This window comes from Nocardioides sp. B129/18 (assembly GCF_055282735.1).
The window spans coordinates 46,754-70,150 of record NZ_JBUZJI010000018.1 but is presented as its reverse complement, the minus strand read 5'-3'; the positions used below and the strand labels follow the sequence as shown (position 1 = coordinate 70,150).

General features: G+C 73.4%; 26 protein-coding genes. 15 read left to right on the top strand and 11 right to left on the bottom strand.

What is annotated here, in order from left to right:
* Position 1 precedes the first annotated feature (1 nt).
* Both greA and ACZDWJ_RS13560 read right to left on the bottom strand, forming a co-directional pair.
* Positions 2-511, bottom strand: coding sequence for a transcription elongation factor GreA (gene greA, locus ACZDWJ_RS13565; RefSeq protein WP_463521511.1), 510 nt, complete (start codon positions 509-511; stop codon positions 2-4).
* Positions 512-882: 371 nt separating this feature from the next.
* On the bottom strand, positions 883-1,302 hold the full coding sequence (locus ACZDWJ_RS13560) for a DUF4307 domain-containing protein (RefSeq protein WP_463521509.1): 420 nt from the start codon (positions 1,300-1,302) through the stop codon (positions 883-885).
* A 30-nt stretch (positions 1,303-1,332) separates the two neighbouring features.
* Between ACZDWJ_RS13560 and mca the strand changes: the two genes are divergently transcribed.
* The 8 genes from mca to ACZDWJ_RS13520 all read left to right on the top strand — a co-directional run bounded on the left by mca (position 1,333) and on the right by ACZDWJ_RS13520 (position 9,223).
* Positions 1,333-2,235, top strand: a complete 903-nt coding sequence (gene mca / locus ACZDWJ_RS13555) for a mycothiol conjugate amidase Mca (RefSeq protein WP_463521507.1) — start codon at positions 1,333-1,335, stop codon at positions 2,233-2,235.
* Positions 2,232-2,531 (top strand): hypothetical protein, encoded by a 300-nt coding sequence (locus tag ACZDWJ_RS13550; RefSeq protein WP_463521505.1) that lies wholly within the window; start codon positions 2,232-2,234, stop codon positions 2,529-2,531. The genes mca and ACZDWJ_RS13550 overlap by 4 nt, the downstream gene beginning before the upstream one ends.
* Before the next feature lie 74 nt (positions 2,532-2,605).
* Positions 2,606-3,766, top strand: coding sequence for a hypothetical protein (locus ACZDWJ_RS13545; RefSeq protein ID WP_463521503.1), 1,161 nt, complete (start codon positions 2,606-2,608; stop codon positions 3,764-3,766).
* Between the two features lie 48 nt (positions 3,767-3,814).
* A complete protein-coding gene (locus tag ACZDWJ_RS13540; protein WP_463521501.1) occupies positions 3,815-4,978 on the top strand; it encodes a cysteine--tRNA ligase in 1,164 nt (387 codons plus the stop codon).
* An 8-nt stretch (positions 4,979-4,986) separates the two neighbouring features.
* The gene (locus tag ACZDWJ_RS13535) at positions 4,987-5,634 is read left to right on the top strand and encodes a TetR/AcrR family transcriptional regulator (RefSeq protein WP_463521499.1); all 648 of its coding nucleotides are present in this window, start codon (positions 4,987-4,989) and stop codon (positions 5,632-5,634) included.
* Between the two features lie 123 nt (positions 5,635-5,757).
* Positions 5,758-7,275, top strand: a complete 1,518-nt coding sequence (locus ACZDWJ_RS13530) for a flavin-containing monooxygenase (protein WP_463521497.1) — start codon at positions 5,758-5,760, stop codon at positions 7,273-7,275.
* Between the two features lie 19 nt (positions 7,276-7,294).
* The gene (locus tag ACZDWJ_RS13525) at positions 7,295-8,128 is read left to right on the top strand and encodes an SDR family NAD(P)-dependent oxidoreductase (protein WP_463521495.1); all 834 of its coding nucleotides are present in this window, start codon (positions 7,295-7,297) and stop codon (positions 8,126-8,128) included.
* Between the two features lie 108 nt (positions 8,129-8,236).
* Positions 8,237-9,223, top strand: a complete 987-nt coding sequence (locus ACZDWJ_RS13520) for an ABC transporter ATP-binding protein (RefSeq protein ID WP_463521493.1) — start codon at positions 8,237-8,239, stop codon at positions 9,221-9,223.
* Positions 9,224-9,262: 39 nt separating this feature from the next.
* Here the strand turns inward: ACZDWJ_RS13520 and ACZDWJ_RS13515 are convergent, their stop codons facing one another.
* Positions 9,263-9,979 carry a TetR family transcriptional regulator gene (locus ACZDWJ_RS13515; RefSeq protein ID WP_463521491.1) on the bottom strand — a complete coding sequence of 239 codons (717 nt, stop codon included), beginning with the start codon at positions 9,977-9,979 and terminating at the stop codon, positions 9,263-9,265.
* 198 nt (positions 9,980-10,177) lie between these two features.
* On the opposite strand from ACZDWJ_RS13515, the gene ACZDWJ_RS13510 reads away from it, so the two are divergent.
* The 3 genes from ACZDWJ_RS13510 (at position 10,178) to ACZDWJ_RS13500 (ending at position 12,605) form a co-directional block, all read left to right on the top strand.
* Positions 10,178-10,672 (top strand): hypothetical protein, encoded by a 495-nt coding sequence (locus ACZDWJ_RS13510; RefSeq protein ID WP_463521489.1) that lies wholly within the window; start codon positions 10,178-10,180, stop codon positions 10,670-10,672.
* A 98-nt stretch (positions 10,673-10,770) separates the two neighbouring features.
* Complete coding sequence (locus ACZDWJ_RS13505) at positions 10,771-11,763, top strand: ATP-binding cassette domain-containing protein (protein WP_463521487.1); 993 nt, start codon at positions 10,771-10,773, stop codon at positions 11,761-11,763.
* Positions 11,760-12,605: an ABC transporter permease gene (locus ACZDWJ_RS13500; protein ID WP_463521485.1), complete on the top strand. Its 846-nt coding sequence runs from the start codon at positions 11,760-11,762 to the stop codon at positions 12,603-12,605. Before ACZDWJ_RS13505 ends, ACZDWJ_RS13500 begins: the two co-directional genes overlap by 4 nt.
* Positions 12,606-12,607: 2 nt before the next feature.
* On the opposite strand, the gene ACZDWJ_RS13495 is transcribed toward ACZDWJ_RS13500, so the two are convergent.
* Positions 12,608-13,243, bottom strand: coding sequence for a GTP cyclohydrolase II (locus ACZDWJ_RS13495; protein ID WP_463521484.1), 636 nt, complete (start codon positions 13,241-13,243; stop codon positions 12,608-12,610).
* Positions 13,243-13,623 (bottom strand): DoxX family protein, encoded by a 381-nt coding sequence (locus ACZDWJ_RS13490; protein WP_463521483.1) that lies wholly within the window; start codon positions 13,621-13,623, stop codon positions 13,243-13,245. The genes ACZDWJ_RS13495 and ACZDWJ_RS13490 overlap by 1 nt, the downstream gene beginning before the upstream one ends.
* A gap of 105 nt (positions 13,624-13,728) precedes the next feature.
* Between ACZDWJ_RS13490 and ACZDWJ_RS13485 the strand changes: the two genes are divergently transcribed.
* Positions 13,729-14,235, top strand: coding sequence for a MarR family winged helix-turn-helix transcriptional regulator (locus ACZDWJ_RS13485; protein ID WP_463521482.1), 507 nt, complete (start codon positions 13,729-13,731; stop codon positions 14,233-14,235).
* A gap of 18 nt (positions 14,236-14,253) precedes the next feature.
* Here the strand turns inward: ACZDWJ_RS13485 and ACZDWJ_RS13480 are convergent, their stop codons facing one another.
* Genes ACZDWJ_RS13480 through trhA form a run of 6 tightly spaced genes read right to left on the bottom strand, consistent with a single transcriptional unit; the run spans position 14,254 to position 19,688 of the window.
* Positions 14,254-14,949 (bottom strand): Type 1 glutamine amidotransferase-like domain-containing protein, encoded by a 696-nt coding sequence (locus ACZDWJ_RS13480; RefSeq protein ID WP_463521481.1) that lies wholly within the window; start codon positions 14,947-14,949, stop codon positions 14,254-14,256.
* Positions 14,950-14,958: 9 nt separating this feature from the next.
* The gene (locus ACZDWJ_RS13475; protein ID WP_463521480.1) at positions 14,959-16,296 is read right to left on the bottom strand and encodes a flavin-containing monooxygenase; all 1,338 of its coding nucleotides are present in this window, start codon (positions 16,294-16,296) and stop codon (positions 14,959-14,961) included.
* Positions 16,293-17,459 carry a serine hydrolase domain-containing protein gene (locus ACZDWJ_RS13470; protein ID WP_463521479.1) on the bottom strand — a complete coding sequence of 389 codons (1,167 nt, stop codon included), beginning with the start codon at positions 17,457-17,459 and terminating at the stop codon, positions 16,293-16,295. Before ACZDWJ_RS13470 ends, ACZDWJ_RS13475 begins: the two co-directional genes overlap by 4 nt.
* A 51-nt stretch (positions 17,460-17,510) precedes the next feature.
* A complete protein-coding gene (locus ACZDWJ_RS13465) occupies positions 17,511-18,566 on the bottom strand; it encodes a hypothetical protein (protein WP_463521478.1) in 1,056 nt (351 codons plus the stop codon).
* A gap of 4 nt (positions 18,567-18,570) precedes the next feature.
* Positions 18,571-18,960 (bottom strand): YybH family protein, encoded by a 390-nt coding sequence (locus ACZDWJ_RS13460; RefSeq protein WP_463521477.1) that lies wholly within the window; start codon positions 18,958-18,960, stop codon positions 18,571-18,573.
* A complete protein-coding gene (trhA, locus tag ACZDWJ_RS13455; protein ID WP_463521476.1) occupies positions 18,957-19,688 on the bottom strand; it encodes a PAQR family membrane homeostasis protein TrhA in 732 nt (243 codons plus the stop codon). Before trhA ends, ACZDWJ_RS13460 begins: the two co-directional genes overlap by 4 nt.
* Positions 19,689-19,866: 178 nt before the next feature.
* Between trhA and ACZDWJ_RS13450 the strand changes: the two genes are divergently transcribed.
* The 3 genes from ACZDWJ_RS13450 (at position 19,867) to ACZDWJ_RS13440 (ending at position 23,278) form a co-directional block, all read left to right on the top strand.
* Complete coding sequence (locus ACZDWJ_RS13450; RefSeq protein WP_463521475.1) at positions 19,867-20,640, top strand: isoprenyl transferase; 774 nt, start codon at positions 19,867-19,869, stop codon at positions 20,638-20,640.
* Between the two features lie 301 nt (positions 20,641-20,941).
* A complete protein-coding gene (locus tag ACZDWJ_RS13445; RefSeq protein ID WP_463521474.1) occupies positions 20,942-22,315 on the top strand; it encodes a PhoH family protein in 1,374 nt (457 codons plus the stop codon).
* Between the two features lie 252 nt (positions 22,316-22,567).
* On the top strand, positions 22,568-23,278 hold the full coding sequence (locus tag ACZDWJ_RS13440; RefSeq protein ID WP_463521473.1) for an aggregation-promoting factor C-terminal-like domain-containing protein: 711 nt from the start codon (positions 22,568-22,570) through the stop codon (positions 23,276-23,278).
* Positions 23,279-23,397 lie beyond the last annotated feature (119 nt).

Here is a 23,397-nt window from a genome sequence, read left to right as displayed (position 1 = left end):
CTCAGCCGACGAACGGCTTGGCGTCGAGGATGACGACCTGGAGCTGCTTGCCGTTGGGCGCCTCGTAGGCGACCGTCTCGCCGGTGCGGTGGCCGAGGATGGCCGCGCCCAGCGGCGACTGCGGGGAGTAGACCTTCAGGCCCTCGGGCTCGATCTCGCGGGCGCCGAGCAGGAAGGTCTCGGCCTCGTCGTCGTCATCGCCGTCGAACTTGTAGGTGACGACCATGCCGGGACCGACGACGCCGTCGTCGGCCGGGGTCTCGCCGACCTCGGCGCGCTCGAGCATGTCCTGGAGCTGGAGGATGCGGCCCTCGAGCTTGCCCTGCTCCTCGCGGGCGGCGTGGTAGCCGCCGTTCTCCTTGAGGTCACCCTCGTCGCGGGCGGCGCTGATCCGGTCGATGATCTCCTGGCGCACCGGCCCCTTGAGCTCCTCGAGCTCCGCCTGGAGCTTGTCGTAGGCCTCCTGGGTGAGCCAGATCGTCTGCTGGGCCTGCTGGCTCGACTGCGTCATGGCGTTCTCCTGCGTGTGCGTGTGTGGCCCGCGCGGTGGATCCGCCGCGGGTGGTCTCGTGCTGGCTCGGGACGCCGGGAACGGCGTTCGCATCGAGCGGTGCGGGCCGTTCTGACGGCCCTTCCGGCACGATCGGTCCGTCCAATGTAGCAACGCCGGCCCCCGGACGCAGGTCGACGCTGTGGGCGACCTCACCCCGCCGGAGGGCTGTGGACGGTTCCTGGCTCGCGCCGGGGGCGTGTGCGTTTCGGCGGTCCGCCGCCGAAACGCACGGTTGGCGTTCGAAGGTTCGAACTCCAACCGAGAGGTTCAGCGGTCAGCCGCTCAATCTTTCGGCGTTCCCCCAGGCCACGAATCCTCCACAGCCCCCGTCACCGCGGCCGGTTCTGGGTGGGGGTGGTGCAGCCGACGGACTCCACCGACGTCGCCTCGCGCTCGGTGCGGACGCTGGGGGTGTAGCGGCCCGAGCCGGTGGGGACGAAGACCTTCTCGCCGACGGTGGTGTGGTCGGCGGCGTAGGCGCGCAGCAGGCAGCGGGCGGTGGAGGGGTCGACGCCGCCGCGGACCTTGACGGCGATCTTCACCTCGGCGGAGTGCTGGCCGGTGACCTCGAAGCCGAGCAGCTCCGAGCTCACCTCGGGGTCGGACTGCTCGAGGGTGGTCCAGGCGAGCCAGCCGCCGAAGATCGCGGCGACGACGACGCTGGCCAGGATGGCCCCGCGACGTCCCCACGGGCGGCGGGTGCCGTAGCGGTCGGCCAGATCGTGGTCGGTCAGGTCCGGTGCGCTCACCCCTCCATGGTCCCACCTACCATGAAGCCCATGTCCGACGCCCCCGCGACCGCGCCCCGCAGCGGCCTGCGCCTGATGCACGTGCACGCCCACCCCGACGACGAGTCGAGCAAGGGCGCGGCGTCCACCGCCAAGTACGTGGCCCAGGGCGTCGAGGTCCACGTCGCCACCTGCACCGGCGGCGAGCGCGGCTCGGTGCTGAACCCCAGGATGGACCGGCCCGAGATCCTCGCGAACATCACCGAGATCCGGCGCCAGGAGATGGAGCGGGCCCGCGACATCCTCGGCATCACCCAGCACTGGCTCGGCTTCGTCGACTCCGGCTGGCCCGAGGGCGACCCCAAGCCGCCGCTGCCGGAGGGCTGCTTCGGCCTGGTGCCGCTGGAGGAGGCGGCCGCGCCGCTGGTGCGCCTCATCCGCGAGGTGCGCCCCCACGTGCTCACCACCTACGACGAGCGCGGCGGCTACCCCCACCCCGACCACATCAAGTGCCACGAGATCTCCGTGGCCGCCGTCGAGTGGGCCGCCGACCCCGAGCGCTACCCCGAGTCCGGCGAGCCCTGGCAGGTCGCCAAGCTCTACTACCACCACTCCTTCAACCGCGAGCGCATGCAGCGCCTCCACGACGCGATGCTGGCCCACGGCCTGGAGTCGCCGTGGGAGGAGCGCCTGCGCGACTGGAAGCCGGAGCCCGAGTGGGACGCCCGCGTCACCACCAAGGTCCCGTGCGCGGAGTTCTTCGGCGTCCGCGACCAGGCCCTCCTGGCCCACGCCACCCAGATCGACCCCGACGGCTTCTGGTTCGCGGTGCCCCGCGAGCTGCAGGCCGAGGTGTGGCCCACCGAGGACTTCGAGCTCGTCACCAGCCACGTCCCGTCCCAGACGCCGGAGGACGACCTCTTCGCCGGCATCGACCCCGAGGAGCACCCGTGATCGACCTCGTCCACGCCCTCAGCCCGCTCACCGCGCACCTCGCCGACCTCGCGTCGGTCGTCGTCTCGACCGAGGACAAGAGCCCGAAGCCCGAGGACGTCAAGGCCGGCTGGGGTGCCCTGGCCATCTTCGTCGGCCTGTGCCTGCTGGTCGGCTTCCTCGGCTGGAGCCTGACCCGCCAGCTGAAGAAGGTCGAGAAGGCCCGCGTCGAGGGCGTCTACGGCGAGGAGGCCCGCACCCAGGAGCCCAAGCGCCGCACCATCCCGATCCGCGAGGACGACGAGCCGCGCGGCTGACCCGTCCGCGGCCCACCCGTCCGCACGGGGCCGCGCGCTCGCCCCGGTGTGGGGCGGGCGTCTAGATTGCGAGCATGCCCGCCCGCCCAGCACGGCACCTGCCGTCGGCGCGCCTCCAGGAGGTGCTCGCCGAGGGCTCGGTCGCGTTCGCGGGCGGTCGTCCGGGCTCCGGGGTCAGCACCGTCCTGGACGCGGTGGTCGCGGCTGCCGGGGACGCGTCGGCCGTCGTGCGCCTGGAGGCCCGCCGCGGTGACGCCACGGCGCCGCTCGGCCTGGTGGCCGAGGTGCTCGGCGCCGGCTCGATCGCGGGCCGCTCCACCGAGCAGCTGGCCGCCTCGCTGGCGGCCGCGCTGGGCGGACGCCTGCTCGTCGTCGACGGCGCCCACGAGCTCGACGCGAGCTCGGCGGCGGTCCTGCGCGCGCTGTGCGCCGGCCGCGAGTCGCCCGGGCTGCTCCTGGGCGGCTGCGTCTACGACCTGGGCATCCCCGACGGCCCGCTGGCCGGCCTCCTGGAGGCCCTGCGGGCGCACACCGTCCTCCTGCAGCCCCTCGACGTCGACGAGGTGCGCGCTCGCATCGGCGTGCACCGCGGCGTCGAGGCGTCGGCGGTGCCGCTGACCCTCGCCCGCCAGCTCCTCGTGCGCAGCAACGGCGATCCGGGCCTGCTCGACCTCGCGCTGCACCGCGCGCCCAGCGCACCCCTCCACCTCCACGTCGCCCGCGAGCTCGCGGCCCTCGACGACGCCGGCCGCGCGGTCGTCCGCGCCGCGGCGGTCCTGCGCGGGCGCGGCGACGTCGACGACCTCGCCGCCGTGGCCGAGCGCGAGCCCGCCGTCGTCGAGGAGCGCCTGCCGGTGCTGCGCGCCGCGCGACTGCTCGACGACGCCCTGCGCGTCCGTGGCTCCCGGGTCGAGGAGCTGGTCGCCGGATCCGCGGGCACGGTCGAGGAGCGACGCCTGGCCGGGCTGCTGGCCCGCCGCTGGGGCGTTCGCGACGATCGCCGCACCGACGTGCTGGTCGCCCTGCAGCGCTGCGGCTCGATCGGCGAGCCGTGGGCCGAGGCGATGCTGCTCGACGCCGCCGAGGACGCGCGGCGTCACGGCGACCCCGAGCGCTGCCTGCTGCTGTGCGAGCGCGCGGAGGAGGAGACGCTCGATCGGCATGCGCGTCGCCGGCTGGCGGCGCTGCGGCTCGAGGCCACCGCGGCCCGGGCGGCCGAGCGCGCGCGAGGCTGAGCGGCGATCCCCCTCCGACACCCCGCCCGGCAGTGGGAGGATCGGGTCATGGCTCGTCAGCTCGGTCCCGGCATCACCGACCTCGCCCACCGCGTGGGCGCGCTCCCGCCCGCGCCCGCGTCCCTGACGCTGGGCGGCGTGCGCCTCGGCGTCGTCGGCGCGGCCCGCGTCTACGTCTGCGGCATCACGCCCTACGACGTCACCCACCTCGGCCACGCCGCCACGTTCGTGTGGGCGGACCTGCTGGCCGGGCTGCTGCGCGGCACGGGCGTCGAGGCGCGGGTGTGCCGCAACATCACCGACGTCGACGACGTCCTGCTCGACGCCGCGCAGGCGCGGGGGCGTCACTACGACGAGTTCGCGCTGGGCCAGGAGGCCGTCTTCGGCCAGAGCCTGCGGGCGCTCTCGGTGGCGCCGGTGCAGGCCGAGCCGCACGCCCGCCACCACGTCGACACCGTCCAGCAGCTGGCCCAGGCCCTGCTCGACGGGGGCGCCGCCTACGAGGTCGACGGCACGGTCTGGTTCCGCGGCGGCGCCGTCGCGGCGGCCAGCGGCCTGGAGCACGACGACGCCCTGCGGCGCTTCGCCGAGTACGGCGAGGAGCCCGACCACCCGGCCAAGGAGGACCCCTTCGACGTGCCCGTGTGGCGGGCCTCGGAGGAGGGCCGCCCGGCCTGGCCGAGCCCGTGGGGCTGGGGGCGGCCCGGCTGGCATGCCGAGTGCGCCGCGATGGCGCTGGCCGTGCACGGCTCGTCGGTCGAGGTGCTGGCCGGCGGCGAGGACCTCCTCTTCCCCCACCACGCCTACCTGGCCGCGATGGTCTCCAGCGCCACCGGCGTCACCCCCTTCGCGCGGGCGACGCTGCACGTCGGCGAGGTGCGCCTCGACGGCGCCAAGATGGCCAAGTCCACCGGCAACCTCGTGCTCGTCGACGACCTGCTCGGCCGCTGCTCGCCGGCGGCGCTGCGACTGGCGATCCTCGACCGTGCGCACGACGTGCCGTGGGAGTTCGTCCCCGCCGACCTCGAGCGCGCCGAGGCGCGGCTGGCCGAGCTCTACCGCGCGGCGGGCGCCGCCGGCTCGGCCGCCGATCCCGACGCCGCCCTGCATCGCCTGCGCGAGGGTCTCGACGTCCCGGCCGCGCTCGACGTCGCCCTGGCCGAGGGCGGCGAGGTCGCCCGCCGGCTCATCGCCGCGCTGCGGCTGGGCTGAGGGGCGTCGTGGCATCCGGGAGCACCGCGGCGACGGGCCGCACCTACGGCGGCGAGTCCGCGGCCGACCGCGCCGCGCGGCGGCGGCGTCAGCTCCTCGACGCCGGCCTCGACGTGTTCGGCTCGGTGGGCTACTCCGCGGCCACCGTCCGCCAGCTGTGCCGCGAGGCGCGGGTGGCCGACCGGTACTTCTACGAGGAGTTCGCCAGCACCGAGGACCTCCTGCTGGCCGTCTACGAGGCCTGCATGGACCGGCTGCGCGACACCGTCCTGGAGGTCGCCCAGGCCCACTCCGGCGACATCGGCGAGCTGGCCCAGGACGGCCTCGACGCCTTCCTCTCCCTCGTCGAGAGCGACCCGCGGCTGGGCCGCGTCGTGTGGTTCGAGGTCATCGGCGTCAGCGAGCGCGTCGACGCCGCCTACCTGCAGCGCATGGAGGAGTTCGGGGGCCTGCTCACCGGGCTGATCGCCGACTCCGGCCTGCTGGGCGACCTCCCCGAGGACCAGCTCGTGACGCTGCGGCGCGCCGTCGTCGGCGGGCTGAGCCACGCGATCATGGCGTGGCTGCACTCGGGGTCGCAGCTGCCGCGCGCCGACGTCGTCGCGGGCCTGCGCCGCTTCCTGCGCGCGATCGCCTACGGCGTCGGCCAGGACTGAGACGGACGGGGCCGGGGGATCCACCCTGGGTGAGGTGTCTCTCAACCCCATGCGGAATCGAGCGTCATCAGATTAGAGTGGCCCTGTCGCCACCGTCGGCGACCCCGACCACCCGGAGTCCGCATGACCACCTCCAGCACCGCACCCGACGTCCAGCCCGACGGCCGGCCCGCCGCCTCCGACGCGACCGTCCACCGCCACGCCGTCGTCATCATCGGCAGCGGCTTCGGCGGCCAGTGCACCGCCATCGAGCTGCGCAAGCACGGCATCGACGACTTCGTCCTGCTCGAGCGGCGCGACTTCATGGGCGGCACGTGGTGCCAGAACTCCTACCCGGGCGCGGCCGTCGACGTGCAGTCGCCGCTGTACTCCATCTCGTCGGAGCCCTACGCCTGGAGCCAGATGTTCGCCGACCAGGCCGAGCTGCAGGAGTACACCGAGCATGTCATCGCCAAGCACGGCCTGCGCGAGCGCACGGTCACCAACGCCAACGTGCTCGAGGTGGAGTGGGTCGGTGACGGCTGGGAGGTCCGCACCGACGGCGCCGGCACCTTCCACGGCCAGTTCCTCGTCAACGCCTCCGGTCCGCTCTCGACGCCGGTGGTCCCGCCGTTCCCCGGCCGCGAGGACTTCGAGGGCGTCACCTTCCACACCAACGACTGGAACCACGACGTCGACCTCGCCGGCAAGCGCGTCGCCGTCGTCGGCTCGGGCGCCTCGGCCGCCCAGCTCATCCCGGCCATCCAGCCCGAGGTCGGCGAGCTCCACGTCTTCCAGCGCAGCCCGCACTGGGTGATGCCGCGCCCCGACCGCGCCTTCTCCCCGCTCGAGCGCCGCCTGCTCGGCGTCAAGGCGCTGCACAAGGCGCTGCGCACCGGCATCTACTGGTCGCTGGAGACCCGCGTCATCGGGTTCAAGTACTCCGAGAAGATGCTCAAGAAGGTCGCCCAGGCCACGGCGCTCAAGCACATCGAGACCCAGATCGCCGACCCCGAGCTGCGCGCGAAGGTCACCCCGGACTACACGATCGGCTGCAAGCGGATCATCCTCTCCGACACCCTCTACCCGGCCCTCGCGGCGTCGAACGCGACGCTCCACGACCGCACCGACGGCATCGACCACCTCGACGCCACCGGCATCGTCACCGCCTCCGGCGAGCACGTCGACCTCGACGTCATCGTCTGGTCCACCGGCTACGACGCCACCGACGGGGTCATCTCCTACCCCGTGATCGGCCGCGACGGCGTCAAGCTCGACGCCTTCTGGAGCGAGTTCCCGCGCGCCTACCTCGGCACCACGATCCCGGGCTTCCCGAACCTGTTCGTCGTCACCGGGCCGAACACCGGCATCGGCCACACCAGCGCGATCTTCGTCATCGAGTCGCAGCTGAAGTACATCCTCAAGGCGATCGAGGCCGTCCGGTCCCGCAAGGCCCGGGCCATCGAGGTCACCGAGCGTGCCGAGGACGACTACACGACGATGGTGCACCGCGAGATGGACCGCACCGTGTGGAAGACCGGCGGCTGCCACTCCTGGTACCAGTCCAAGAGCGGCCACGTCATCGCGATGTTCCCCGGCTTCTCCTTCACCTTCCGTCGCCTGGCCGCGCGGTTCCGTCCCGAGCACCACTCGTTCTCCTGACCGCGAGGAGCACCGCACCGTGAAGAGCTACGCAGGACGCGTCGTCGTCGTCACCGGCGCCGGATCGGGCATGGGCCGCTCCTACGCCCTCGAGGCGGCCCGTCGGGGCGCCGCGCTGGCGCTCAACGACTACGACGCCGCCGCGCTCGAGGAGACCGTCGCGCTGCTGCCGGCCGGCACGCGGGTCAGCCACCGCGCCTTCGACGTCAGCGACCGCGAGGCGATGCTCGACTTCGCCGACCTCGTGGAGGCCGAGCTCGGCGGGGCCGACGTCGTCCTCAACAACGCCGGCATCGAGGGCGAGGTGCAGCCGGTGTGGGGCACCTCCGAGGACGCCTACCGCCGGGTGATGGCGGTCAACTTCGACGGCGTGCGCCACGGCACCCGCGCCTTCCTGCCGCAGGTGCTGCGCAGCGAGGCCGGCGCCATCGTCAACGTCTCCAGCCTCTTCGGCCTCGTCGGCACCCCGCACCACAGCGACTACTGCGCCAGCAAGTTCGCCGTCCGCGGCTTCACCGAGGCCCTGGCGGCCGAGCTGGTCGGCAGCGGCGTGGCGGTGCACCTCGTGCACCCCGGCGGCGTCGCCACCAACATCTCCCGCCACGAGGCCAGCGCGGGCTTCGCGCGCAAGTACCTGACGACCTCGCCCGACGCCGTCGCCCGCGAGGTGCTCGACGCGGTGGGCACCCGGCGCACCCGCATCGTCCTGGGCCATCGCGCCGGATCGACGTGGCTCGGCGTGCGGCTGCTTCCGGCCCGGGTGATGACCCGGCTGGTGCGCCGCGACGTCGGCGCGGTGCTCGACTCCTCGCTCTACCCGGCCCGCGAGCACGCCGCCGTCGAGCGGGGCTGAGCCCGGCCCGCGGCCGGGTGTGTTGACGATCACGGTGCTGGACGGGGACCCTTGCCCCCAGCCACGCGCCGACCCAAGGCCCGGGCCGACCTGCGAGGAGCGCTGCCGATGGGCGTCGAGATCAAGATCCAGGACCTGACGAAGTCCTTCGGCAAGCAGCTGATCTGGGGTGACGTCTCGTTGACGGTGCCGGCGGGTGAGATCTGCGTGATGCTGGGTCCGTCGGGCACGGGCAAGTCGGTGCTGTTGAAGACGCTGATCGGGCTGTTGAAGCCGGATCGTGGGTCGGTGGTGATCGAGGGCACCGACATCGCGTCGTGCAGCGAGAAGGAGCTCTACGAGATCCGGAAGCTGTTCGGCGTCCTCTTCCAGGACGGCGCGATGTTCGGGTCGATGAACCTCTACGACAACGTGGCGTTCCCGTTGCGCGAGCACACGAAGAAGTCGGAGTCCGAGGTCCGTCGCATCGTGATGGAGAAGATGGACCTGGTCGGTCTGCTGGGTGCGGAGGACAAGCTCCCTGGCGAGATCTCCGGCGGCATGCGCAAGCGCGCCGGTCTGGCCCGCGCCCTGGTGCTCGACCCCGAGATCGTGCTCTTCGACGAGCCCGACTCCGGCCTGGACCCGGTGCGCACCGCGTTCCTCAACCAGCTGATCGTGGACCTGAACGCCCAGATCGACGCGACGTTCCTGATCGTCACCCACGACATCAACACCGCGCGGACGGTGCCGGACAACATCGGGCTGCTCTACCACCGCCACCTGGCGATGTTCGGCCCCCGCGAGATGCTGCTGAGCTCGGAGGAGCCGGTGGTGCGTCAGTTCCTCAACGCCCAGCGCGTCGGTCCGATCGGGATGTCGGAGGAGAAGGACGCCGACGAGCTCGCCGCCGAGGCCGGCCAGGAGCTGCCGCCGCTGCCGCCGATCCCGTTGCAGCTGGAGCCGTCGAACGGCATCGCGCGGCGTTCGCAGCGTCCGCCGGGGGAGTGGTGCCGTGAGAACGGGGTCACCCCGCCCCCGGGCTCCTTCCAGGAGCTCACGCCGCTGGGCGGCGGGGGCGAGGAGCGGCCGCCCGGTCTGCACCTGGCGCCCTGAGCCGGGCGCCGGACGGGTGTCAGGGGGGCGTCAGGGGCGTCAGGCGGGGGTGACCGGGGGCAGCGCGGGCGCGAGGCCCGCGAGGTGGTGTGCCGCCTCCGAGGCCGCGTGCGAGGGAAGGCCGGCGGCGACCGCCGCGGCGTCGTCGTCGAAGCCGGCCGCCCGCACCGCGCCGAGGGCGAGGCTGGCGTAGACGTCGGCGATCTCGTCGGGCGTCAGCGGACCCGTGGGGTCGAACCAGGTGACGATCGAGCTGCCCATGCTCATGACCGCGCGCGCGGCGAGCAGGGCGTCGGCGGCCGCGAAGTCACCGCTGTGCACCCCGGCCAGGACGATGGACTCCAGGCGACCCTCGATCTGCTCGCGGGCCGCCACGACATGGGAGAGATGGGCGCCCTCCAGGCTCCGCAGCTCGCTGGAGCCGATGAGGGCGTCGTCGCGATGCACGGCGTGGAAGAGGGCCCAGGCGCGCACGGTGGCGTGCAGCTGGGAGCGCGGATCCGAGGCCGACCCGGAGACCGCCTCGTCGACCATCACCGCGGCCCTCTCGAGCGCGCCGTCGATGAGCGCGGCCAGCACCGCCTGCTTGCTGGAGAAGTGGTGGTAGAGCGCGGCGGAGGTCATGCCCGCTCGCGCGGCGATCTCTCGGATGCTCGTGCCGTGGTAGCCGCGTTCGGCCATGCAGGAGCGCGCGGCGCCCAGCACGATCGAGCGTCCCTCGGTGCGGCGTCCGTCCGTGCGACTCGTGTCGCTCACAGTCCTGGCTCCTGACGCCTCGCCCGCCGACAGCCCGGCAGGCCCTTCAGACTCGCGGGTAGTCGCTCCGTCGTCCACCCCACAGGGGTGAGCGAGCGGCCGTTCGGTCGGGTCGGCGGTCGATCGGAGGGCTCACCCGTGCGAGGAGGGGGCCGTGGCGATGCCCGCGGGGCTGGGGTCGTGGGTCACCCTGGGGGCATGGCCGCGTCCCTCACCGCCTCCGAGCCGCGTCCCGGCACCCGCGCCGGGCTGCTCCTCGACGCCGTCCTCGTGCTCGCCTACCTCGTGGGCGCCGTGGCCGTCGCCCGCGACGGCGACCGCTTCGGCGAGGCCCTCCTGGCGATGCTCGCCACCGGCGCCGCCTGGACCGTCGTCCGAGCCGGCGTCGTCGTGGCGACCTCCCGCGGTCATCACGCCCGCGCGCGCCGCAGCCGGGCCGGGCGTCGCGCTCGCCGTCTGCTGGGCGTGAGCATCGCCGCCGGCGTCCTCGCCGCGCTGGTCGTGGCCGTGCCCGGCGAGGGCTCGGCCGGCGACGGCGTCGTCTGGTCGCTCGTGGCCGCCGGGGCCGTGCTGGTCGGCGTGATCGCCGCCGCCGCGGGCCTCCTGGTCCTCGGGCTGCTCGGCGGCGTCAGCACGAGGCGCTGGATGCACGACGTCGAGCACGCCCTCGAGGGCGGCGTCGGCGGCCGCTGACGCCGGCCTCTCCGGGGAAGTCGATGGCGACTGTCGGTGGTCGCCCCTAGGGTCGGAGTCGTCCGCCCCGCCGGGGCGCCGTCCGCCACTGGAGCGCCATGACCCCCATGATCCGAGCCCGCGGGCTCGTCAAGCGATTCAAGGGCGTCGAGGCCCTCGCCGGCCTCGACCTCGACGTGCCCGAGGGCACCGTGCTGGCCCTGCTCGGCCCCAACGGCGCCGGCAAGACCACCGCCGTGCGCGTGCTCACCACCCTCCTGCGGCCCGACTCCGGCACCGCCGAGGTCGCGGGCGTCGACGTCCTCGCCGACCCCGACGGCGTGCGGGCGCGCATCGGGCTCTCCGGCCAGTACGCCGCCGTCGACGAGCACCTCACCGGCTTCGAGAACCTCGAGATGGTCGGGCGGCTCTACGGCCTGGGGCGCACCCGCTCGCGCGAGCGCGCCCGCGAGCTCCTCGAGCGCTTCGGCCTCTCCGACGCCGGCGACCGCCCCTCGAAGACCTACTCCGGCGGCATGCGCCGTCGTCTCGACCTCGCCGGGGCGCTCGTGGCCGCCCCGCCGGTGCTCGTGCTCGACGAGCCCACCACCGGCCTCGATCCCGCCTCCCGCCTGCAGATGTGGGACGTCATCCGCGACCTCGTCACCGGCGGTGCCACCCTCCTGCTCACCACCCAGTACCTCGAGGAGGCCGACCGCCTCGCCGACGACATCGTCGTCATCGACCACGGCCGTGCCATCGCGCGCGGCACCGCCGACGAGCTCAAGGCCCAGACCGGCGGCGAGCGCGTCGAGGTCGTCCTGGCCGACCCCGCCGACAGCGCCCGGGTGCAGGGCCTGCTCGCCGAGGTCGCGCTCGGCGCCGTCGGCGTCGAGGGCGGCGGTCGCGAGCTGACGGCCGCCGTCGACGGCGGCGTCGCCGCCCTGTCGCGGGTGCTGGCGGGCCTGGAGGCCGCCGGCGTCGCGGTGCTCGACATCGGCCTGCGTCGTCCCACCCTCGACGACGTCTTCCTGACCCTCACGGGGTCCCACACCGAGGACGCCGCTCCTGCGGGGTCCCACACCGCCGACACCGAGGAGGTCGCCCGATGAGCGCGTCCCTGCAGCCCACCGGCCCGATCGTGCGTCCCGGCGGCCCGGTCCGGGCGCTCACCGACGGCTGGGTCGTCGCCAAGCGCAACCTCATCAAGATCAAGCGCGTGCCCGAGATCCTCGTCTTCGTGCTGATCAGCCCGATCATGTTCGTGCTGCTCTTCGCCTTCGTCTTCGGCGGCGCCATCGACCCCGGCGGCTCGGTGAACTACCGCGAGTTCCTCATCGCCGGCATCTTCGCCCAGACGGTGGTCTTCGGCGCCACCTTCACCGGCGCGGGTCTCGCGGAGGACATGCAGAAGGGGATCATCGACCGCTTCCGCTCGCTGCCGATGTCGCCGGCCGCGGTGCTGGTGGGCCGCACCACCTCCGACGTCGTCTACAACGTGCTCTCGCTGATCATCATGGCGCTCACCGGCCTGCTGGTCGGCTGGCGCATCCGCGAGGGCGTCGTCGACGCGCTGCTCGGCTTCGGGCTGCTGCTGCTCTTCGCCTACGCCGTCAGCTGGATCATGGGCTACGTCGGGCTGCTGGTGCCCAGCGTCGAGGTCATCAACAACGCCTCGTTCATCGTCATCATGCCGGCCACGTTCCTCTCCAACGCCTTCGTGCCGCTCTCGAGCTTCGACGGCGTCCTGCGCTGGCTGGTCACCTGGAACCCCGTGAGCTCGCTGACGCAGGCCAGCCGGGAGCTGTTCGGCAACCTCGGCGCCGGGGCGCCCGTCGACGACGCCTGGTCGATGCAGCACCCGGCGCTCTACACGCTGATCTGGGTGGTCGGCATCCTCGTGGTCTTCGTCCCGCTCTCGGTGCGTCGCTACCGCCGCTCGGCGGGCCGCTGACCTCAGGCCGGCGTCGGCAGGTCGAGCAGGTGCGCGGTGTGGTCGCGCTTGGCCCTCAGGTAGGAGTCGTTGGCCGCGGTGAGGTGCACCCCGGTGATCACCTGCTCGACCACCGCGAGGCCGTCGGCGCGCAGCTGGGCGGCCTTGTCGGGGTTGTTGCTGAGCAGGCGGATCCGGTCGACCCCCACGGCCGCCAGCATCTGCGCGGCGACGCCGTAGTCGCGCTCGTCCTCGCCGTGACCCAGTGCGCGGTTGGCGGCGTAGGTGTCGAGGCCCTCGTCCTGGAGGCGGTAGGCGTCGAGCTTGGCGTAGAGGCCGATGCCGCGGCCCTCCTGGCGCAGGTAGAGCAGGTAGCCGCCCTCGGCGGAGATCCGGTCGACGGCCTCGCGCAGCTGAGGCCCGCAGTCGCAGCGCTGCGAGCCGAGGACGTCGCCGGTGAGGCACTCGCTGTGCGGACGCACCAGTGGAGCGGGGCCTCCCGGCCGCGAGGTCGGGTCCCCGAGGGCGAGCAGCAGGTGCTCGCGTCCGTCGAGGAGGCCCTCGAAGGTGTGCACCTGCGCGACGACCGGGCGTCCGAGCCCGAGGTCGAGCGGGATGCGCACGCTGGTGCGCACCCGGGCGGCCGGGAGGGCGCGCATCAGAACGCCTGCGGGCCGAAGCGCAGCACGGCGACCAGCGCGGCCAGCACCAGCAGCACGACGGGCGCGCCGAGGGCCGGGGGCTGGGTCTCGCCGCGGCGCACGTGCACCACCACGGCGCCGGCCATGGTGAGCGCGAGCCCGGTGGCCGCGAGCGGCACGAGCACGGGAGCGAGGTCGAGGGCGGCGGGCAGGATCAGCCCGAGCGCGCCGAGCACCTCGATGAGGCCGATCGCCTTCACCGCGCCGTCGGAGGAGTCCTCGACCCAGCCGAGACCGGAGGCGATGAGCTTCTCGCGGGGCTGCAGCAGCTTCATGGCGCCGGCGGCGAGGAACGCGGCGGCCAGGAGTCCGGCGATGATCCAGAGGGCGATGTTCATGACGGGCGTTCCTTTCGAGAACTTCAAGGTTGAACTGAATGATAGCCCCAATCACTTGAAGGTTGAAGTTATTCCGGGCGTGCTGCTCCGACTAGGATCAGGACCATGGCCGACGACACCCCCTGGCTCGACGACGAGGAGCGTCGCGTCTGGATGGCCCTCACCGGTCTGCTCACCCGCCTCGAGCCGGCCTTCGACGCCCAGCTGCGCCGCGACGCCGGCCTGCGCCACTTCGACTACGCCGTCATGGCCGCGCTCTCGGAGGCGCCGGAGCGCACCCTGCGGATGAGCCGGCTCGCCGCCCTCGCCGAGGGATCGCTCTCGCGGCTCTCCCAGGTGGTCTCGCGGCTGGAGTCGCGGGGCCTGATCGAGCGCCGTCCCGACCCCGACGACGCGCGCGCGAACCTCGCCACCCTCACCGACGCCGGCTGGGACGTCGTCGTCGCCGCTGCGCCCTCCCACGTGCGGGAGGTCCGGCGCCTGGTCTTCGACCCGCTCACCGCGACCCAGGTGCGCCAGCTCGGCCAGATCGCCGAGCGGATCATGGGCGCCGTCGACGCCGACGGCCCGTGCCGCGGCGGGGTGCACGGTCAGGACTGCGCCGGCGACTGACCCCTGCCGGTCGGTGCGTCAGGCGGGCCCGAGCCGGTGCCACTCGCCCTCGGAGACCACCTCGACCCGGGTCGGCCGGGCGGAGGGATCCCGCACGACGAGCGCGGTGGCGTCGTCGATGGCGTACGACGCGTGGGGCAGGTCGGCGGCCCAGCGCTCGGCGTCGGGCAGCAGGTTCTCCGGCGGCATCCCCAGGTGGGGGAAGAGCGAGACGTCGACGACGCCGAGCGTCGTGTCGTCGCGGTCCGGCTCGTCGGCCGGTCGCCAGGTCATGAAGTCCTCGCCGATGCGCGGCGTCATCACCATGCTGCCGGCGCTGAGCCCGACCCAGACGGTGTGGTCCAGGGCGGGGTCGTCCAGCAGGTCGGCCAGGCCGGAGAGTCGCATCCAGTGGGCGAGGTAGACGGCGTCGCCCCCGGAGACCAGCAGCACGTCGGCCCCCCGCACCCACGCCTGCCAGCGCTCCGCGGGGATGCTCGGCAGCGCGGTGAGCTCCAGCAGACCGACTGACGCCCAGCCGAGATCGATCATCGGCAGCGGCGAGCGTCCGGCCACGAACTGCCAGGTGCGCTCGGGATCCACCATCGCGTGCCCGTGCATCGCCGTCGGGATCGCCAGCGCCCGGCACTCCTCGATCGGGCGGGGCAGCAGGTCGACGAGCGCCGCATGGATCGTCGGGTTGGTGACGCCGGCGGAGGTGAGGAGGAGCCGCATGGCCGCACGCTACGCCGGCACGACCCCGCCTGACGCCCGCTCCCGGCCCGCCGCCAGCTCGGCGTGCAGGTCGAGGCAGTAGCGCCCGAAGTCGATCTGGATGGTGTGCCGCGGGGCGTCGTAGTACTGCTCGAGGTGGGCCGCCTCGTCGGCGCGCATGATCCGCACCTGCTCCTCCACCGAGGGCAGCGCGTACGAGCCGTCGATGACCCCGGCGATGAGGTGCGACTGCTGCTCGGCCAGGTTGACGATCGTCGGCGACGACTGCGCGAGTCCGGCGAAGAACAGGTGGTCGACGCCGGGCTTGAGCACCCGCTTGAACAGCGGGTAGCGGTGCTCGCTGTCGGGGTGGAGGTCGGTCTCGGCGTCGTCGAAGAACGGGAAGCTCATCTCGTAGCCGGAGGCGCAGACGATGACGTCGACGTCGTCGACCCGCCCGCCGTCGGCCAGGTGCACGGTGCGCCCGTCGAGCCGCTCGATGGCGCCGATCATCTCCAGGTCGCCGGAGCCGGCCTTGGTGAGGAAGTCGGCGCTCACCGACGGGTGGGCGGCCAGCGGCTCGTGGTCGGGCTCGGGCAGGCCGTAGGTCGACATCGAGCCGACGAGGTCGCGGATCAGCTGGCGCGAGGCCGCCAGCGCCTGCTCCTTCGGGATGTCCGGCGGCGCCATCACCTTGTCGGCCGGCTGGCCGCCGCGGTACTTCGGCAGCACCCACACCCCGCGGCGCGCGGAGACGTAGAGCCGCTGCGCCATCCAGGGGAACGACAGCTCGCTGGCGATGTCCATGGCGGAGTTGCCCATGCCGACGACGATCACCCGCTTGCCCCGCATCTCGACCGGCTCGAAGGGGGAGAGGTAGTGGTGGGAGTGGATCAGGTCGCCGTCGAAGTGGCCGGGCCACTGGGGCATCCGCGGCTTCCAGTGGTGGCCGTTGGCGACGACGAGATCGGTGTAGTGACGGGTCTCCCCGGTGGTGAGGGTGACGTCCCAGCCGCCGTCGTCGGCCCGGGCGGCGCGCTCGACGCCGACGCCGAACGTGATCGCCTCGCGCAGCCCGAAGTGGGCCACGTAGTCCTGGAAGTAGCGATGGATGAGGGTGTGGTGCGGGAAGTGCGGCCAGTCCGCCGGCGCCGGGAACTCCTCGAACTGAAGGCGGGTCGTGGAGGTGTCGATGTGCAACGACTCGTAGACCGACGAGCGGCCGTTGGGGTTCTTGAAGTACCAGTTGCCGCCCACCTCGTCGGAGAGCTCGAACTGGTCGTAGGCGATGCCGTGGTCCTGGAGCCGCTTGGCCGTGGTGATGCCCGAGCAGCCGGCCCCGATGACGCAGACCCGCGGGGCGCTCACGCCGACGCTCCGTCCAGGCACTCCCACGCCGTGCGCACGTAGGCGTCCGTGCGCGGCGAGGCCATGAAGTGCTGGTGCAGCCGGTTCATGGCGTAGGCGAAGGTGACGCGGCGGTCGAGGTCGTTGACGACGATCGACCCGCCGTAGCCGGTCCACCACAGCACCCGCCCCTCGGGGATCGCCGGTGCCGACGCCGGCACCGGAAGGCTGTAGCCGAGGCCCCAGCGCGTGGGCTGCAGGAGCACGGGGTCGACGCCCTCGGCCTGCACCTCCAGCAGCCGCTCGACGAGGGCGGGGGAGAGCAGCCGGACGCCGTCGAGCTCGCCGCCGTGGGAGACCAGCGCCTGCACGCGCGCCACCGAGCGGGCGTTGCCGTGGCCGTTGGCGCCGGCCACCGACGTCGTGCGCCAGGGCGCCTGGTTGCAGGCCCCGCCGATGTCGAGGACGGGGTTCACCAGGGTGCGCAGCAGCAGGTTGTCCGGCGGGAGGGCGGAGAAGTCGATGCCGCCGGGCGGCGGCGGGATCTGGTCGGCGCACCGGCCGAGCTCGGACTCCGGCACGCCGAGGTGGAAGTCGGCCTCGAGCGGGCCGGCGAGCAGGGCGTCGAACTGCTCGGCGAGGGTGCGGCCGGTGGCACCGCGCACCAGCCCGTCGAGCAGGTGGCCGTAGCAGACCATGTGGTAGCCCGATCCGGTGCCGGGCTCCCACCAGGGCTCCTGCGCGGCCAGCAGGGCGTTGGCGCGGGGGAGGTCGAGCAGGTCGTCCATGGTGATCCTCTCGGTCCACCCGGCCAGGCCCGAGGTGTGGCTGAGCAGGTGGCGCACGAGGACGCCCTCCTTGCCGCCGGCCGCGAACTCCGGCCAGTAGCGCGCCACGGGGGCGTCGAGGTCGATGTCGCCGCGCTCGGCGAGCACGAGCACCGTCAGCGCCGCCATGGTCTTGGTGACCGACCAGACCTGCACGAGGGTGTCCTCGCGCCAGGGCTCACCGGGACGCGCCTCCCCGCCCCAGAGGTCGACGAGCACCACGCCGTCGCGGATCAGGCTCAGCGAGGCGCCGGCGTCGGCGCCGGTGCCGAGGTTCGCCGAGAGCAGGTCGCGCAGGGGCTCGAATCCGGGGGCGCAGGTGCCCTCGACGGTCGCGGTGGCAGGGGTCGCAGACATGCGTCCCACCCTAGAACGCGTTCTCGTTCCGGGTGAAGGGGTGGACGGGGGTCAGGCGCGGGTCCGGTCGCGCGCGACCGTGAGGGGGCGCACCGCGTCCCACCGCCACCGGTCGCGCCAGCGCAGCAGGGGCGCCTGCCCGGTCGACTCGGCGGTCGCCTGCCCGGTCGCCTCGGCTGGGCCGAGGGGGAGCGAGGCGACCGCGTCGAGGTCGAGGTGACGCAGGGCCTCGGCGACCTTCCGGATCGAGTGCTGCTGGCTGGCCGCGCGCAGGGGATGGGGGTCCTCGCCGGGCGTCAGCATCGGGTTGGTGTTGATCTCCCAGATCTGCGGGCGACCGTCGACGTAGCCGTAGTCGATGCGGCCGTACTCGATCCCGGCCAGCTCGAAGGCCCCCGCGATCAGGGCGGTGTCGGGTGCGGAGTCGACGAAGGACGCCTCCTCCTGCGCCGTGGCCGCGGTGACGACGTCCGGGTGCTTGGTGACCCAGGCGTCACGGCTGAAGAGCACGTGACGCGGCACGAGGTGGTCGCCGATCCGCGCCATCGAGTACTTGCGGTAGAGGCCGTCGGACCCGCGGGGGTCGACCTGCTCGACGATCAGCAGGTGCGCGCGTCGCCGCCGCCAGCGACGACCCTCCTGGGCCGCCACGCGCGAGATCGCGGCGTCGAGCCCGGCCCGGTCGACGACCGGCTCGCCCAGGCTCCCGCCGTGGTCATCGGCCCAGCGCAGGAACGCGGGGTAGCGCACGGCCGCTCCGCTCGATCCCTCGAGATCGCTCAGCCGATGGGCGCGGAACTCGTTGACGCCGGCCCGGTGCAGCCGGTCGAGCAGGGCGGGGCGGTCCAGCCAGCGCGAGGGATCGCCGAGCACCCGCACCCCCGGACGGTCGGCGAGAGCGGCGTGGAGCCGTCCCACCACGGCGAGCTCGTCGGAGCGCAGCCGCTCGAAGTCGGTGAGGACGTGCACGCCCGGCGCCGCCGGTGCGCGCGTGCGCAGGCGGCTGTAGCCGTGGATCACCGTGTGCTCGGCCAGCAGATCCGGGCAGGCCTCCACGAGCCGCCCCATCGTGTAGCCGTGCCGGGTGCAGGCGTAGTAGGAGATCACGGGCTCAGGCCGCGGTGCCGGGGTCCATCGAGAAGTGCGAGTGGACCGCCCGCAGGCCGCCGTCCGCCGCCCGGCGGAGGAGGAAGGTGACCCGCCCGCGACGCGTCGCCGCCGTAGCGTCGTCCGCGACCGAGCTCCAGGTGGCGGCGACCCCCGTGAGCCCGGTGACCCCGTCAGCGCCCCAGAGCTCGACGCCGGGGTCGAAGGCGAATCCGCGGGTGCGGCCCCAGACCTGCGACCACTGCTCGGCGACCAGGGCGTCCAGGCCGCGGTAGCGCGGTGTGACGGTGCCGAAGCCGGCGACGTCGTCGGCGAAGAGGCGGCGACCGGCGTCGAGGTCGCGGGTGCGGACGGCCAGGGCGAAGGAGTCGAGCCACTCCTGCGCGGTGGTCACCTCAGCGCGTAGGTGGCCAGCGAGACGCCGACGTAGTGCGTGACGAACGCCAGGATCGTGAAGGTGTGGAACACCTCGTGGAAGCCGAACCAGCGCGGCCACGGGTTGGGCCGCTTGAAGCCGTAGACGACGCCGCCGAGGGTGTAGAGCGCGCCGCCGGTGACGATCAGGACGAAGGTCGCGATGCCGATGCCGGTGCCGAGGCGGGTGGCGCCGGAGAGGAACTGCGGGATGAAGAACACCGCGGCCCAGCCCAGGGCGATGTAGATCGGGGTGTAGAGCCAGCGGGGGGCGTCGGTCCAGAAGATCCGGAAGCCGACGCCGAGGATCGCGCCGGTCCACACGACGCTCAGCAGCGTCAGGCGCGCGGCGCCGTCGAGCAGGATCAGCGCGAACGGGGTGTAGCTGCCCGCGATGAGCAGGAAGATGTTCGAGTGGTCGAAGCGCCGCAGGAACGCCCACGTGCGCGGCGACCAGGTGCCGGTGTGGTAGACCGCCGACACGGTGAACAGCACGAGCGCGGAGCCGGTGAACAGCGCCGAGCCGATGCGGGTGGTGGCGTTGGGCGAGAGCACGATCAGGACGATGCCGGCGGCGAGGGTCAGCGGCGCGATGCCGAGGTGCAGCCAGCCGCGCAGACGCGGCTTGACGTCGGCGACGGCGCCGTGCACGGCCTCGGCGACGGCGTCGAAGCCGGAGCGGACGGCCTCGGGGATCGAGTTGCTCATGGGCACGACGGTACCTGCTCCGACCGCCCGGCGGGGTGAGACGAGACCAGTCTCTCGTTGTGCCGGGCCTGTGGATCCGAGGACAGCGCGGCGCGCTCCCCGCGTGGCCCGACCGCGAGCCCGCCGGCACGCGGCGGCGGGGTCGGCGCGCGGCCCCGGATCGTCGTAGCCTGCTCCCGTGGCCGACTGGAGACGCGGAGTGCGACGGGTGATCTACCCGGCCTACGAGGCGCGTCTGCTGAGGCGGATGCCCGACAGCCTGCCGCGCCACGTCGGCGTCATGCTCGACGGCAACCGGCGCTGGGCCAAGGCCGTCGGACGCGACACCGCGCACGGCCACCGCGCCGGCGCCGCGAACATCGAGCCGCTGCTGGGCTGGTGCGACGAGGTCGGCATCCAGGTCGTCACGCTGTGGCTGCTCTCCACCGACAACCTCAACCGGCCCGCCGAGGAGCTCGAGCCGCTCCTGGAGATCATCGAGGAGGCCGTGGCCTCCCTCGCCGACACCGGCCGGTGGCGGCTGCACCCGGTCGGCGCGCTCGACCTCCTGCCGGCCCGCACCACCGCGCGTCTCAAGGCGGCCGAGGAGGCCACCCGCGACGTCGACGGCATCCTGGTGAACATCGCCGTCGGCTACGGCGGACGCCGCGAGATCGCCGACGCCGTGCGCTCCCTGCTCACCGAGCACGCCGCCCGCGGCACCAGCCTCGAGGAGCTCGCGGCGACCCTCGACGTCGAGCACATCTCCGAGCACCTCTACACCCGCGGCCAGCCCGACCCCGACCTCGTCATCCGCACCTCCGGCGAGCAGCGGCTCGGCGGGTTCCTGCTCTGGCAGAGCGCGAAGTCGGAGTTCTACTTCTGCGAGGCCTACTGGCCCGACTTCCGCCGCGTCGACTTCCTGCGCGCCATCCGGGCCTACGCCCAGCGCGAGCGCCGCTACGGCGTCTGACCCGCTCCTCGCGACGCCGGCACCGCGGGGGAACTGTTAACCGCGACGTCACACCCGCGCCCGGCGTGTCACCGTTGTGCGGCCCGGGGCGGGCGTACCGTCGTCGACATCGACGGGTGGGGAAGCCCGACGTACCTGGAGGCTCGAAGCCGTTGTCATCCAACGACCGCACGCAGACCGGCCCGGTGCCGTGCTGCGTCGCCGACCGGCACTCCGGTCGTCGAGCGCCCTCCTGGTCCACGCGAGAGCAGTAGGCCGGGGCGGGGAGTGCGCGCGCCGGTCGGTGAGGGGTTGACCTGACATGGCGACGTCCCAGGCGAAGAGCACCCGGTCCGCCGGCCGCACCCCGAAGGCGGAGGACACCGCGTCCTCCCCGACGGTCGTGCGCACCTACGTCCTCGACACCAGCGTGCTGCTCGCCGATCCCGGCGCACTGCGTCGGTTCGCCGAGCACGAGGTGGTCCTGCCGGTGGTCGTGATCACCGAGCTCGAGGGCAAGCGACACCACCCGGAGCTGGGCTACTTCGCCCGCTCCGCCCTGCGCGCCCTCGACGACCTGCGGGTGCAGCACGGCCGCCTCGACGAGCCGATCCCCGTCACCGACGAGGGCGGCACGCTGCGCGTCGAGCTCAACCACACCGACTCCTCCACGCTGCCCTCCGGCTTCCGGCTCGGCGACAACGACACCCGCATCCTCGCCGTCGCCCACAACCTCTCCGAGGAGGGCGCCGACGTCACGCTGGTCTCCAAGGACCTGCCGCTGCGGATCAAGGCCTCCGCGGTGGGCCTGGACGCCCAGGAGTACCGCGGCGAGACCATCGCCGACTCCGACACCGGCTACTCCGGCATGGCCGAGCTCGAGGTGCCCGCCACCGAGCTCGACGCGCTCTACGACGAGGGCGTCCTCGACCTCGCCGAGGCCCGCGAGCTGCCGTGCCACCAGGGCCTGGTGCTGCTCTCCGACCGCGGCACGGCGCTGGGCCGCGTCGGCGCCGACAAGCAGGTGCACCTCGTGCGCGGCGACCGCGACGCCTTCGGGCTGCACGGCCGCTCCGCCGAGCAGCGCATCGCCCTGGAGATGCTGCTCGACCCCGAGGTCGGCATCGTCTCCCTCGGCGGCCGCGCCGGCACCGGCAAGTCGGCCCTCGCGCTGTGCGCCGGCCTCGAGGCCACCCTCGAGCGGGGCCAGCACAAGAAGGTCGTCGTGTTCCGTCCGCTCTACGCCGTCGGCGGCCAGGAGCTCGGCTACCTGCCCGGCTCGGAGTCGGAGAAGATGTCGCCCTGGGCCCAGGCGGTCTTCGACACCCTCGGCGCGATCACCAGCCCCGAGGTGATCGAGGAGGTGCTCGCGCGCGGCCTGCTCGAGGTGCTGCCGCTCACCCACATCCGCGGCCGCTCGCTGCACGACGCCTTCGTGATCGTCGACGAGGCGCAGTCGCTGGAGCGCAACGTGCTGCTCACCGTGCTCTCGCGCATCGGCGCCAACTCCAAGGTCGTGCTCACCCACGACGTCGCCCAGCGCGACAACCTGCGGGTCGGCCGCCACGACGGCGTCATCGCGGTCATCGAGCGGCTCAAGGGCCACCCCCTGTTCGCCCACGTCACGCTCACCCGCTCCGAGCGCAGCCAGATCGCGGCGCTGGTCACCGAGATGCTGGAGAACGTCGTCGTCTGACCCGTTCCTCGCAGGTCCTCGCAGCACCCCTCCGCCGCACGGTCGGGGAGGACGCCCGGCGCGTCCTCCCCGGCCGTGACGCATGTGACGCATGTGGTCAGGAGTCCGGGGGCTGCCCGTGACAGGTACCGGACACCTGGGGTGTTCGGTTTGCATGCCCTTGGATGGTCATGCAGGGTGGTCCGGACCCATCGCGGGTCTGGCCGCACCGAAGCGCCGCTGTCCATCTGCCGCCTCACGTGAGATACCGACTTGTCGAAGCACGCGAAGCACGTCGCGAAGCACCGCGCCCCCGCACCGCCGTCCCGCCTCAGCCAGGTTCCGCAGAAGGCCGTCCGCACCACGCTGGTGCTCTCGTCCGTCGCGGTCACCGGCGTCACCGTCACCGGGGGCATCCTCGGCTCCGACGGCTCGGACCCCGCCCCGGCCGCCGCCGACCTCCAGGCCGCGCGTCCCACGCTGTCGGCCGCCGCCAAGGAGGCGCTGGCTGACGACGTCGCCGACCGCAGCGCCTCGCTCTCGCGCAGCGGCGTCGACCGCGCGAGCTCCTCGGCCGCGACGTCCCGGTCCACGAGCTCCTCCAGCGCCGCGGTGCCGCAGAAGGCCGCCGCCCTCTCGCAGGCCTCGGGCCGCGCCGTCACCCGCACCGTCCGGATCACGCCCACCGACCCGCGCGAGATCGCGCAGTCGCTGCTGCCGGAGTTCGGCTTCGGCGCCGACCAGTTCACCTGCCTCGACTCGCTGTGGACCCGCGAGTCGGGCTGGCGCGTCAACGCCGACAACCCCTCATCCAGCGCCTACGGCATCCCGCAGGCGCTGCCGGGCGCGAAGATGGCCTCGGCCGGCGCCGACTGGGCCACCAACCCCGAGACCCAGATCCGCTGGGGCCTGGGCTACATCCAGGACCGCTACGGCAGCCCCTGCGGCGCCTGGGCGCACAGCGAGAGCAACGGCTGGTACTGATCCACCCGACGCTCGGGGCCCCGCGACGTGCGGGAGCCCCGGTCGGTTCCAGTGGCCCAGACCTGCTCGCCGACGCCCTGAGCCGGCGCTAGCGTGCGAGCGCGCCGCGGTGCTCGCCG